This window comes from Ancylomarina sp. 16SWW S1-10-2 (genome assembly GCF_009669305.1).
In the GTDB taxonomy this organism is placed as follows: domain Bacteria; phylum Bacteroidota; class Bacteroidia; order Bacteroidales; family Marinifilaceae; genus Ancylomarina.
This window is the reverse complement of record NZ_SADB01000016.1, coordinates 1-12584: the sequence shown is the minus strand read 5'-3', so window position 1 is coordinate 12584 and position 12584 is coordinate 1. Positions and strand designations below refer to the sequence as shown.

The following is a 12584-nucleotide window of genomic DNA, read 5'->3' as shown; positions in this document are numbered from 1 at the left end:
AATTATCCCATGAGAATTTTAAAAATAGAATTACAGAATATCAATTCCTTGAAATCGAAAACGCCTATTGTTATTGATTTTGAGAGTGATTTGTTTAAGGATGTTGGTTTGTATGCAATTACGGGCTCTACGGGCGCTGGTAAAACAACCATATTAGATGCTATTACCATTGCTTTGTATCAGAGTGTTCCCCGATTTAATGGCACTACGGCTAAAGCCAATTTGCTCGATGTAGTAAGTTATGGAGCCACCGAAGCTATGGCTAGGGTGAGTTTCGAAAGTCAGGAGAAGTGTTACGAAGCACATTGGAGCATGAGACTGACGACCAAAGGAGGCAAGTTATTAACAAATCCGAAGGAGGAAGTTCGTTTGAAGGATTTATCGACAGGGAAGATTATTGCAGAGAAGAAAACCGAGGTGAAAACGGAAGTGGAGCGCGTGATTCAGTTGAATTACAATCAGTTTTTGCGATCGGCGATGTTAGCTCAAGGTGAATTTGCTGCTTTTTTATCGGCAAGCTCAGCAGAAAAAGGCAAGTTGCTTGAGCAGATTACTGGTGAGAATATTTATAAAAAGATTGGGGAAACCATTGGAGTTAAGATTGGTGAGGAAAAGAAAAAGTTAGATGAGATTAGAGCTAAGATAAATGCAGAAGATTTGCTTAGCGATGAGTTGCGAGAAAATTTAAAAGCAGAACAAAATTTGCTAAAAAAAGACATCGAAAAGTTAGGTGTTGAATTGAAGGATGTAGAGCTTATTTTGGCATGGTTTAAAAAGAAAGCTGAGCTTACAAAAGAACAAGAAAATTTAGAGCGACAAATTATACTTTTAGAGGCCGAAAAACAGAAAAGTAAGTTGACGATTGAAGCTTTAAACTTGCATGAAAAAGCTGAGCCTCATAAGGAATTGCTAGAAAGTATAAAACGCTTAGAAAAAGAGCAGGTAACGACTAAAACGAGGATTGAGTTGCTACAGGAAGCTTTGAAAAATCTAGTTTTGAAAATTACTGATGCTAAAAAACAAGAAGAGAAGGCTAAATTGGCTCTTCAGCAAAGTGAAAGTAATTTTACGTCTTGGTTGCCGAAATTGGATCAGGTAGGAAAATATGATGCTGATAGTAAAAATGGCAAGGAAAAGAAATTGGCAACACAGAAAGCGCTTGATGAGAGTGAAGTACAGATAGGTAAATTGAAAGAAGTGTTTGAGCTGAAAAATAAAAGTAAGGAAGCAAAAAACAAAGAACTGGCTGCTATTGATACTTTTTTGCTGAAGCACAAAGATTGCTTGTTATTGGAGAAGCAAATTATTGATTGGCGTTCGCATTTGTTGATTCGAAAAAGGAATTGCGAACAGATGGATATTGAGACTAAAGTCATTAATCAGAAGAAAAAGATTCAGAAGGAAAGCCAAAACTTACTGAAAGAAACAAATGCATTGTATGAGCGCGATCAAATTAAACTAAAAGAACTGAATGTGGCATTTGAAAGAACAAATCAACTTCTTCGCACAAATTCTTTAGATCAGCTTTTGATAAAAAAAGAGCAGATTGAAAAACAAAAGGATATATGGAAAGAAGGAGGAATACTTTCGAAAGAGGCAAAGGAGATTGGAGAGAATGAGAAGCTTTTAAGTAAAGAACAGAGTCTATATGATAAGGGAAAGCAGATTCTGTTGAAGCAAAATGAAGAATTGCAGCTTAAAAAATCGGGGGCTGAATCTGCCTTGAAAGATGCAGAACGAATTCTGGAATTGGAAACTAAAATACTTAGTTTCGAAGATGAGCGAAAAAAATTGGAAAAGGGAAGTCCTTGCCACTTGTGTGGATCTACCGAGCATCCTTATGTGACAAAATACGAAAATGTTAATTTATCTGAATCTAAAATTCAGCTCGAGAAGCGTAAAAAGAATCTTGATCTTCTCTTGAAAGAAGAGAAAGCCATAGAACTTAAGTTGGTTGCCGTTAGTACTAAAATGGAGGCAAATATCAATCAACTAAAGGCATTTGCCGATCAGATGAAAAAGGCGCTTAAGAGTTTTTCATTATTAAGCTTAGATTGTAAGCTTGATGAGCTTGACAAGATTAGTAAAAAATGGCTTGAGCTTAATAAAGCAGGCGAGGAGTTTGCCAAACAGATTGCTGAAGGCCAAAATCTGCAAAAATTAAAGAATCAGCAGGATGAGGCTTGCAAAAAACAAAAAGAGGCTGTAAATAACCTGAAAACCAAGCAGGCTACTCTAAATGAGAAATTGGAAAATATAAGTCTGGAATTGAAGCAGAAAAATGCGGATATAAAGAGTCTTAATGAGGAAACGAAGAAGTTAGAGACTCAGTTGAGAGAGGATTTGGCACAATATAAATTAGATTTGCCAAGTGTAGATGAAAGTGTAGTTTTTGTGAAGGAAATTGAGTTGGAAATTACTAGTTATCAGAGTAAAACGAAGCAACAGCTTGAATTAAGACATTTAATTGATCAATTGACTAATGATATTAAAAATATTCGGGAACAAGCTATCGAAAAACAAAAATATCAAGACATACTTGAGACGGAATTAAAAGATACGGAAGCAAAACTACAAGCTGTGATAGCCGAAAGAAAGGCCATTCTCCCTTTGGAAATTAGTATCATAGCAAAGAGAGAACAGTTACAAAAAGCTAAGGAAACGTGTAAAAAAGGTTTCGATCAGGTCTCGCTATTCTTGCAGACATTACTTACCGAACAGGTTAGCAAAACAAAAGAGACTGAGAATTTGCAGAAAGAACAAGCCAAATCAGAAACCAGTTTGACTGAGCAAATTTCGAATTTGGAACAATCTATTAAAAGCAGTGATTTTGAATCTAGAGCAGACATAGAGAAAGCACTCTTGAGTTTGGAGGATAGAGCTAGTTTTGTGAAGATCGTAAAGGGAATAGACGATAAAAACCTGGAATTAAAAACTTTAGAGAATCGATTAAAAGAGAATTTTGTCAAGCTAGATAGAGAGAAGAAATCAGATGTCTCTGCCGAAGATGCAAATGAAAATCAAAAGAAAATTGAGGCTGAGAAAAATAAATTGACGGAACGAACTGGTGAAATCAGGCAGAAGTTTGAATTGGATAAACAGATTAAAGAGCGAAATAAAGCGGTGACACTTGAGATTTCAAATCAGGAGAAAGTTCTTAAGAAATGGACCGATTTAATGACTTTGTTGGGAGGCTCGAAACATGCATTTAATACCTATGTGCAACGTTTAACACTTCATAATCTGATTCAGTTGGCGAATGTGCATTTGTTCAAGTTAAACAAGCGTTATTCTCTTCGTTTAGATGCGACTTACAAGTCGGGTGAGGAGCTTTTCTTTAAGCTGATTGATCATTATCAGACCGACGAAGCTCGATATGTGGATACCTCAAGTGGAGGTGAAAAATTCTTGATTAGTTTGGCTTTAGCTCTTGGTTTATCTGATTTGGCTAGTAAAAATGTTAGCATCGATTCCCTTTTTATTGATGAGGGGTTTGGTACTTTGGATAGCCAAACTTTAGAAACGGTGATTTCAAGTTTAGAGACGCTGCAAGCTCAGGGCAAGATGATTGGGATTATCTCTCATGTTGAGAATCTAAAAGAACGTATTCCGGCACAAATAAAAGTGCTGAAAAAGAGCAATGGTGTGAGTGAAGTAGAGTTGGTGTAGTAATTGGATTATATTCTAGCGGTACGCACTAAAAAGAACATTTAAAATGAATGTAACTTTCCCTTTATCGGTGAAAGCGGTGTTTTATCGTTTTTTTTTGCTTCTAAGATAGATGCTATTTTCTCTGAAGATAAACTAGATTTATACGAGACTTCATGAATTGATTGAAAATTTGTGGTGAGCTTGTTTATTGTACTCGGCTTTCAGAGTTAAGGAAAATAGAATAGATAAAAATGGCCCCATAAATACTCTTGCAGGAAGGAATAAGGAAAATTGGTGTTTTTTATCGAAATAGTCATATAAATAATTTCGAAAGACAAATATATCCAGTCCAATGCTGAGAATCGACTTTTAAAACGAATATAATTTAATCTAAAAGTAGTATTTGTTTGGTATTCTTAAATTATTATCATACTTTTGTCGCGTTGTAAAGCATTAACAAGAAGATAACCTCATTAATATTCGTTAGTAAACGTTCTCTTGAGAACAAAATTTAACTGAATCTTTACTTGAAATTATACTGAAGGAAAGCTTTCCACAAATATTTATTATTTTAAAAAACATTACAATGCAAGGAAAAGTTAAATTTTTTAATGAAACTAAAGGTTTCGGTTTTATTCAGCCATCTGATTCAAGTGAAGACATTTTTGTACACTCTACAGGTCTTATTGACGAAATTCGTGAAGATGACAAAGTTGAGTACGATATGGAAAAAGGACGTAAAGGTATGAATGCAATCAACGTAAGATTAGTTGACTAATTCAGTTATACGATACATAATAAAAACCACCTTTTTAAGGTGGTTTTTTTATGCCTTATACTGGCTTAAATAAGAAATAAATAGGGTTTCCTTAGCTCGTTTTCTTACAGTTTTTGGAGTTTTTATTTAATGTTATATTATTTTCAGATCGGTTTTCTTGCATCATGGCGACTAGAGATTAGTCACAAAAGTTGGATCTGTTGATTTTTCAATATGCTCCGGTTCTTATCCCTTTATCACTATTTTAAAATTTATGCATAAAAAAAGAGAGTTTCAAATGAATGAAACTCCCTTTATTAGCGGAGAGAGAGGGATTCGAACTTATGTTTAAAATAGCACTATTTAAAGGTGATCTGAGGGTGATAGAAAATAGTGTTCACTTGAGAGTTCACTCAAGTTATTTCTATAAGCCTATTTTTTGTTAGAAGATTCTCTCTCAATAAGTTTAACAGGTAGAACAATTGTTTCCTGATGATTTCCGGTTTTATTTGTGATAATATCAAGCAGAAGTTCGGTTGCTTTTGTACCAACATCAAAGCCCGATTGTTCAATTGTTGTGAGCGAAGGGTTTAGGTATTCAGAGAAAGGTTCGTTACTGAAACCAACAATTGCTAAATCTTCTGGAATTCGAATGCCATTTTCTTTGGCATAAATAATAATACTAAGAGCAGAAGTATCATTTGCTGCAAATATTGCGTCGGGAGGATTGGCCGATTCTAATAGTTTTTTTGCACACGCCATTCCGTCCTCTCTGGTTAACGGACTTTCAATGATAAGGTCTTCTTCGATATTGATGTCGTGTTTGCGGAGTGCTTTCAGATAGCCTTGTAAACGATTAATGTAAATGTTTAAGTGTTGTGGTCCACTAATATGTGCAATTCTTTTGCATCCTTTTGAAATTAAGTGCTCAGCAGCTAAAAATCCACCTTTAAAATCATCAACTACAACTTGGCTGGTTTCTAATTCTTCACAAACCCGATCGAAAAATACCAAGGGAATGTTTCTGTTGGTGAATGTTTTATAATGGTCGTAGTTCTTAGTATTAATTGCTATCGATGAAATAACACCATCTACACGACTGGCAAATAGTGTTTGAACGCAATCAGCCTCTCTTGCTTCCTGATCGTTCGACTGACAGATGATTACATTGTAGCCTTTTTTTCTGGCAAGTTCTTCAATACCTGTAATTGCTGAAGAGAAGAAGTATCGGCTGATTCTTGGAATAATGACACCAATAGTATTTGTGCAACTAGTGCGCAAGTTTGAGGCTAAGGCATTTGGTTGATAGCCTAACTTCTTGGCCATATTACGAACCGCTTTTTTAGTTCTGTCACTAATTCTTGAATTGTCATTTAAGGCTCTAGATACGGTAGATCCAGAAACATTTAATGCTTTTGCAATATCATGAATTGTAATGTTACTTTCTTTCTTCATATAACTATTGTACGGTATTTAATATGATGCAAAGATGCATATTATTTTAATAAAAGTATATGAAAAATTAAAATAAGGATAATCGATTGCACATTAAAAGTGAGTTTCTGTTGAGCTATATTTGTTTTACAAAGCCCTAATTTGCTGTTTCTTTTGTGCTTATTGTATTTATATTTGATATTTTTCTTTCAAATAAAAAATAAAATACGGACAATCGATTGCACAAGTCGATTGCATTTTATTACTTTGTATAGTGCTAAAAGATAAGTTTGGTATATTCTAATTAAATTAATAATAATCTAAAAATAAAAATCATGGCCGTAAAATACGACGAAAGATATGCAACACATCCAGCAGATGCGAAAAGTTACGATACAACTAGATTAAGAGATGAATTCTTGGTTCAGAACTTAATGGAAGAAGGAATGATCAACTTAAGCTATTCTCAGTATGATAGATTAATTGTGGGTGGTGTAGTTCCAACAAAAGAAGCTTTAGTATTGGAACCTATTGATCCATTAAAAGCTGATTATTTTTTGGAGAGAAGAGAATTAGGTATTGTAAATGTTGGTGGTAAAGGAATTGTAAGTGTTGATGGTGTAGTTTATGAAATAGACTATAAAGAAGCACTTTACGTTGGAAAAGGAAATAAAGAAATTATTTTTTCAAGTGTTGATGCAAAAGCTCCTGCTCATTTTTATTTAAACTCTGCTCCTGCGCACGAAGTATTTCCAAATGTAAAAGTAGGTAGTAAAGATGCAATTGTGGTTGAATTAGGTGAAGCTGAAAACTCAAACCGCAGAACATTGAATAAATTGATTGTATCTGATACAATTAAAACAAATCAGTTGCAAATGGGAATGACCGAATTGCATCCAGGATCTGTTTGGAATACAATGCCAGCTCATACACACAGTAGAAGAATGGAAGCTTACTTCTATTTTGAAGTACCTAAAGGACAAGCTATTTGTCATTTTATGGGCGATCCTAAAGAGACTCGTCACATTTGGATGAACAACGAAGAAGCTGTTTTTTCTCCAACGTGGTCTATTCATTCAGCTGCAGGAACAAGTAACTATACTTTTATTTGGGGTATGGCTGGTGAAAACTTGAATTATGGCGACATGGATGTTTGTCAGCCAGATGAGATGCGTTAATAAAATTGAATTGTTGTATTTGAATATAATATATTTAAAATCATGATATTAGATTTGTTTAAATTAGATGGTAAGGTTGCTTTGGTAACCGGAGCTACTCACGGATTAGGAATGGCTATGGCTACAGCTTTGGCTGAAGCTGGAGCACAGTTGGTAGTTAACGGAAGCTCTAAGAAAAACATGGATAGAGCAATTGCCGAATATGCTAGTAAGGGAATTGATGCTAAAGGTTATATTTTTGATGTAACTAATGAGGATCAAGTAATTGCTGGTGTAGCCAAAATTGAAGAAGAAGTGGGAGCTATTAATATTTTGGTTAATAATGCCGGAATTATTAAGCGTGTTGCTATGCAAGATATGGAGGTAAGCGATTATCGTCAGGTAATTGATGTTGATTTGGTTGGACCTTTTATTATGGCCAAATATGTTGGACGTAGAATGATTGAACGTCGAGAAGGTAAAATCATTAATATTTGCTCTATGATGAGTGAGCTTGGACGTAATAGTGTGAGTGCTTATGCAGCAGCAAAAGGTGGTTTGAAAATGTTGACTAAAAATATGGCTACCGAATGGGGTAAATATAATATTCAAACAAATGGTATTGGTCCAGGGTATTTTGCAACAGCGCAAACTGAACCTATTCGTGTTGATGGTCATCCATTTAATGAATTTATTGTCAACCTTACGCCTGCTGGTCGTTGGGGAGATCCTGAGGATTTAGCTGGTACAACTGTGTTTTTGGCATCAAAAGCGTCTAATTTTGTAAATGGACAAGTGGTTTATGTTGATGGTGGTATTTTAGCTACCATTGGTAAACCTTCTAATGAAGAATAGTTAGTGAAGGAATAAGGAATAAAAAGAGCGATAGGCATTAATAATGCTGGGGAGTGAATGCTTGTTCTTTTTATTCCTTTTGTTACGTCAAATAAATCTGTGTTCCAGAATCTAAAATACTTTGTATGATAAAATATAGTTTTGTTGTTGCTGTAATGGCTACCGTTTTAAGTGCATGTAGTTCATCAACCACTCTTGAGTTAAAGAACGAATTGGCGCTAGCTCGAAAAGATGCACCAGTTGTTTTAACTAGAGCAGAAGTAAAGCAATTAGTTGGAGAGATTCCTGCAGGTAAAGTACTTGTTGTGTTAGACGCTCAAGGAGTTGCAATTCCATCTCAAGTTGATGATTTAGATCAAGACGGACAGTGGGATGAGTTGGCTTTAGTTTGCGATTTTACTGCAAAAGAAGTTAAGAAATTAAATGTGAATTTTGTTGATGCTGATAAGGCACCAAAATTTGAAACACGCACGAATGTTCATTTGGGACTAGGGAATAAGGAAACTGGTTTTAAAGCGACTGATCATGCATTTTCACCAGAAGGATTTGTTGGAATTCCTATGGCTTACCAATCGGAAAGTGTAGCTTGGGAAAATGATGTAATGGGTTTTCGTGACTATTTTGACTGTAGAAATGCAAAAGATTTATTCGGAAAATTAATCCCTGAAATGCTTATGGATAAAATTGGAACTCACGAAAGTGGATCATACCATGAGTTAAGCTCTTGGGGTATGGATGTTTTACACGTAGGTCCTTCTTTGGGGTCAGGTGGTTTGGCTCTATTTCATAACGATTCTTTATATCGTTTAGGTAACACAAAGCAATTCGAATATCAGTTGGTTTCAAAAGGTCCGGTTCGTTCTGTTTTCGATCTTAAATACAGTGGTTGGAAAGTAGATGGAAAAGATCTATCTGCAAAGGAAAGAATTACAATTTGGCCAGGAAAATATTGGTTTCAAAGTGATGTTACTATTATGGGATTGGATCAGGATTCGGAATTGGCTATTGGAATTGTAACGAGTCATCTGAAAGATAAGAAAGCCTTTTCATTTTTAGCAAATAAAGATTTTCAGGCTGTTGCAACTCATGGTGTTCAATCTTTGAACGATGATTATTTAGGAATGGGAATTTTGTTGCCTGCTAATAGTAAAGTAAGAACGGGTGATGCTCCTGTTTTAAGTGAAGAAATTATATCGGGTAGTCGTTACAATCAACCAGTTGGACAAACCCATTTTGTAAGTCAAAAAATTAGTAATAAAACTAGTGCACGACATTACTTTTTTGCAGCATGGGAACTCGAAAATAAAAAATGGGCAGATCAAGAAAATTTTGAGAACATGATGAAAGTTCAGGCTGAGGAATTGAGTTCTCCTGTTACAGTTACAATAAAATAATTTTTTCAAATAAAATAAATATTGATAAGTGATGAGCAATAAGGTAATTACTTTTGGAGAAATCATGTTACGTTTAGCAACTCCTGGATATAAGCGATTCTCGCAAGCATCAGAGTTTACAGCAACTTATGGTGGAGGAGAAGCAAATGTAGCAGTATCGCTAGCAAATTACGGAATTGAATCAAGTTTTGTAACTCGATTGCCAAAAAATGATATTGCACGTGCATGTGAAATGGATTTGAAAAAATATGGTGTTAGTACTGCTGATGTAATTTATGGTGGCGACCGATTGGGGATTTATTTTCTTGAGGTTGGAGCTGTTAGTCGTGGTAGTAAAGTCGTTTACGATCGAGCTCATTCTGCGATTGCAGAAATAGAATCGGGAATGATCGACTGGGATCAAGTTTTTGAAGGTGCTAATTGGTTTCATTGGACGGGTATTACTCCTGCAATATCGCAAGGAGCAGCAGATGCTTGTCTTGAAGCTATAAAAGCAGCAAACGAAAGAGGAATTACAGTTTCGTGTGACCTAAATTATCGTAAAAATCTTTGGAAATATGGTAAAACTGCAGGCGAAGTAATGCCCGAATTAGTTGCGGGTACCGATGTGATTTTAGGAAATGAGGAAGATGCTGCAATGGTTTTAGGCATTCATCCAGAAGGCGTAAATGTGACGGATGGACATGTAGAAGCTGATGCTTATTTGTCTGTATCACAGCAAATCATGAAGCAATTTTCACGTTGTAAAAAAGTGATTACTACTTTGCGTGGATCAATAAATGCTAATCACAATTCATGGTCTGGAGTCCTTTACGATGGGAAAACTTTGTTTAAAGCGAACCATACTTACCAAATAACACATATTGTTGATCGTGTTGGTGGTGGAGACTCTTTTATGGGTGGACTAATTTATGGATTACTTACTTACCCTGACAATGACCAAAACGCCTTGAACTTCGCAGTAGCTGCATCATGTTTAAAGCATACTGTTTATGGAGACTACAATCAAGTTACGGTTGAAGAAGTTGAGAAATTAATGAATGGTGACGCATCAGGTCGTGTTGCACGATAATATATAATTATAAATATTGAATTAAGAATTCTGAATTAGGTAGAAACCCAAAGCTATATTGATAGAATAAGGCAACTCCTAATTCATAACTCATACTTCATAATTAAAATAAAAATGGCTAGATTTTCAAGAATTGAAGTAGCATTAAAAATGAAAGAAACAGGGATGATTCCTGTATTTTTTCATTCGGATATTGAAGTTTGTAAAAATGTATTAAAAGCATGTTACTCTGGTGGTGCACGCTTATTCGAATTTGTAAATCGTGGAGATTTTGCTCACGAAGTTTTTGGAGAATTGTTAAAATGGTCTGCAAAGGAATGTCCTGAAATGATGTTAGGTGTTGGATCGGTTATCGATGCAGGAACAACCTCATTATATCTTCAACTGGGAGCAAATTTTGTGGTTTCTCCAATCTTAAATGCTGAAATGGCAAAAGTTTGTAATCGTAGAAAAGTGGCTTGGTCGCCTGGTTGCGGTTCTCTAACAGAAATTTCTTACGCTGAAGAATTAGGTGCAGAAGTGGTGAAAATTTTCCCTGGTGCGCAAGTTGGAGGTCCTGAGTTCGTAAAAGCAGTAAAAGGCCCTTTCCCATGGTGTTCTATTATGCCTACAGGTGGTGTGAAACCAGATGAAGAGAATCTGAAATCTTGGTTTGATGCAGGAGTACATTGTGTTGGAATGGGATCTCAATTAATGGTGAAAAACGAGGATGGAACTTTTAACTATCCAGCGATTGAGAAGTCTTGTATTAAGGCTTTTAAAATTATTGAAAAATTAAGATCATAAGGAGGATATTTTACAAAATTCTAGTATGAAAAAAACACAAGTATTTTCCAAGCTACTTTTAGGTATCATCTCTTTCTTTCTACTTTTTAGTTGTCAGGAAGTAAGTCAGCATAAAACTTTAAAGTTAGCACACGGTTTAGATCCAACACATCCAGTTCATAAAGCCATGTTGTATATGGCAAAAGAATTGGAAAAAATATCCGATGGGCAAATGAGCCTTGAAATTTATCCAAGTGGTCAATTGGGATCCGAACAGCAATGTGTAGAATTGATACAATTGGGAAGTCTGGCAATTACAAAAGTTTCGGCGGCTGTAATGGAAGGCTTTACCAATAATTATCAAGTACTTGGATTACCTTACATTTTCCGTTCTAAACATCACGCTTTTAATGTTTTGGATGGTCCTATTGGAGAGGAATTATTGGCCTCTACTGAGAAATTCAATTTGAAAGGTTTGTGTTTTTACGATGCTGGTGCAAGAAGCTTTTATACTTTAAATAAAAGCATTGAAAAGCCTGAAGACCTAAAGGGATTAAAAATGCGTGTCATGAAGAGTCAAACCGCTATGAATATGGTAAAAGCCTTGGGAGGCTCTCCAACACCTATTTCTTGGGGAGAATTGTATACAGCTCTTCAAAGTGGTGTGGTAGATGGTGCAGAAAATAATCCACCTAGCCTTTATACCTCGCATCATTACGAAGTTTGTAAATATTACTCCTTAAATGAACACACTAGAGTTCCCGATGTTTTAATTATTAGCACTGTTGTTTGGAATAAATTAAGCAATCAACAACAAAAATGGTTACAAGCTGCAGCCAAAAAATCGGTGATTGAGGAACGTAAATTATGGGCTGCTGCGGAAAAGGAATCTTTAAGAAAGTTAAAAGAAAATGGTGTTATTATTACATACCCGAAAAAAGATAAATTTGCCGAGCGCGTACAAGGTTTACTTGACGCATATCAGAAGCAACCTGAACTGTACCAATTAATCCAGCGTATTCAAGCAACAGAAGACTAATCCTGTAGAACTTATGACATTCAAAAATCAATTAGATCGAATACTCGAGAAGATACTTATTAGCCTCATGTGCATTCTTGTACTCGATGTGCTGTGGCAAGTATTAAGCCGTTACGCATTGGCTGCTCCAAGTTCTTTCACCGACGAATTGGCCGGATTTTTACTTATCTGGGTTGGCTTATTGGGAGCTGCTTATGTAGCGGGTCAGAAAGAGCATTTAGCAATCGATTTACTCCTGCAAAAATCATCACCAGCAAATCAAAAACGTTTAGTTCGTTTTATTAATGTTTGTATTGCTTTGTTTGCTTTAAGTGTGATGATTATCGGCGGAAGTTGGTTGGTAATTACTCGTTTTCAATTTCAGGTCAACTCAGCGGCTTTGCAAATTCCCTTGGGCTATATCTATCTTGTTTTACCCCTTAGCGGATTAATTACCCTTTACTACTCAATTGTATTTATT

At 35.5% G+C, this 12584-nt stretch carries 10 protein-coding genes; 9 read left to right on the top strand and 1 reads right to left on the bottom strand.

Annotated elements, in window-relative coordinates:
* The first annotated feature begins 9 nt into the window (after window positions 1-9).
* Window positions 10-3669, top strand: a complete 3660-nt coding sequence (locus EMN46_RS13355; protein ID WP_154201323.1) for an AAA family ATPase — start codon at window positions 10-12, stop codon at window positions 3667-3669.
* Window positions 3670-4237: 568 nt separating this feature from the next.
* On the top strand, window positions 4238-4429 hold the full coding sequence (locus tag EMN46_RS13350; protein WP_154201322.1) for a cold-shock protein: 192 nt from the start codon (window positions 4238-4240) through the stop codon (window positions 4427-4429).
* Window positions 4430-4840: 411 nt separating this feature from the next.
* On the opposite strand, the gene EMN46_RS13345 is transcribed toward EMN46_RS13350, so the two are convergent.
* Complete coding sequence (locus EMN46_RS13345; RefSeq protein WP_154201321.1) at window positions 4841-5863, bottom strand: LacI family DNA-binding transcriptional regulator; 1023 nt, start codon at window positions 5861-5863, stop codon at window positions 4841-4843.
* 314 nt (window positions 5864-6177) lie between these two features.
* Between EMN46_RS13345 and kduI the strand changes: the two genes are divergently transcribed.
* From kduI to EMN46_RS13310, 7 genes are all read left to right on the top strand, one after another.
* The gene (gene kduI / locus EMN46_RS13340; RefSeq protein ID WP_154201320.1) at window positions 6178-7020 is read left to right on the top strand and encodes a 5-dehydro-4-deoxy-D-glucuronate isomerase; all 843 of its coding nucleotides are present in this window, start codon (window positions 6178-6180) and stop codon (window positions 7018-7020) included.
* A 42-nt stretch (window positions 7021-7062) separates the two neighbouring features.
* Window positions 7063-7854 carry a gluconate 5-dehydrogenase gene (locus tag EMN46_RS13335; RefSeq protein ID WP_154201319.1) on the top strand — a complete coding sequence of 264 codons (792 nt, stop codon included), beginning with the start codon at window positions 7063-7065 and terminating at the stop codon, window positions 7852-7854.
* A gap of 125 nt (window positions 7855-7979) precedes the next feature.
* Window positions 7980-9248: a DUF4861 domain-containing protein gene (locus tag EMN46_RS13330; protein ID WP_154201318.1), complete on the top strand. Its 1269-nt coding sequence runs from the start codon at window positions 7980-7982 to the stop codon at window positions 9246-9248.
* A gap of 31 nt (window positions 9249-9279) precedes the next feature.
* Window positions 9280-10320 (top strand): sugar kinase, encoded by a 1041-nt coding sequence (locus EMN46_RS13325; RefSeq protein ID WP_154201317.1) that lies wholly within the window; start codon window positions 9280-9282, stop codon window positions 10318-10320.
* A gap of 114 nt (window positions 10321-10434) precedes the next feature.
* Entirely contained in the window at window positions 10435-11106 is a 672-nt protein-coding gene (locus EMN46_RS13320; protein ID WP_154201316.1) for a bifunctional 4-hydroxy-2-oxoglutarate aldolase/2-dehydro-3-deoxy-phosphogluconate aldolase, read from the top strand.
* A 25-nt stretch (window positions 11107-11131) separates the two neighbouring features.
* On the top strand, window positions 11132-12124 hold the full coding sequence (locus EMN46_RS13315) for a TRAP transporter substrate-binding protein (RefSeq protein WP_154201315.1): 993 nt from the start codon (window positions 11132-11134) through the stop codon (window positions 12122-12124).
* 13 nt (window positions 12125-12137) lie between these two features.
* On the top strand, window positions 12138-12584 hold a 447-nt coding region (locus EMN46_RS13310), incomplete at its 3' end, for a TRAP transporter small permease (protein WP_154201314.1).

Bases quoted from the DNA above. Each gene is read 5' to 3' on its own strand.
- EMN46_RS13345 (WP_154201321.1), bottom strand. From the start codon at position 5,863: ATGAAGAAAGAAAGTAACATTACAATTCATGATATTGCAAAAGCATTA.
- kduI (WP_154201320.1), top strand. From the start codon at position 6,178: ATGGCCGTAAAATACGACGAAAGATATGCAACACATCCAGCAGATGCG.
- EMN46_RS13350 (WP_154201322.1), top strand. From the start codon at position 4,238: ATGCAAGGAAAAGTTAAATTTTTTAATGAAACTAAAGGTTTCGGTTTT.
- EMN46_RS13355 (WP_154201323.1), top strand. From the start codon at position 10: ATGAGAATTTTAAAAATAGAATTACAGAATATCAATTCCTTGAAATCG.
- EMN46_RS13330 (WP_154201318.1), top strand. From the start codon at position 7,980: ATGATAAAATATAGTTTTGTTGTTGCTGTAATGGCTACCGTTTTAAGT.
- EMN46_RS13320 (WP_154201316.1), top strand. From the start codon at position 10,435: ATGGCTAGATTTTCAAGAATTGAAGTAGCATTAAAAATGAAAGAAACA.
- EMN46_RS13325 (WP_154201317.1), top strand. From the start codon at position 9,280: ATGAGCAATAAGGTAATTACTTTTGGAGAAATCATGTTACGTTTAGCA.
- EMN46_RS13335 (WP_154201319.1), top strand. From the start codon at position 7,063: ATGATATTAGATTTGTTTAAATTAGATGGTAAGGTTGCTTTGGTAACC.
- EMN46_RS13315 (WP_154201315.1), top strand. From the start codon at position 11,132: ATGAAAAAAACACAAGTATTTTCCAAGCTACTTTTAGGTATCATCTCT.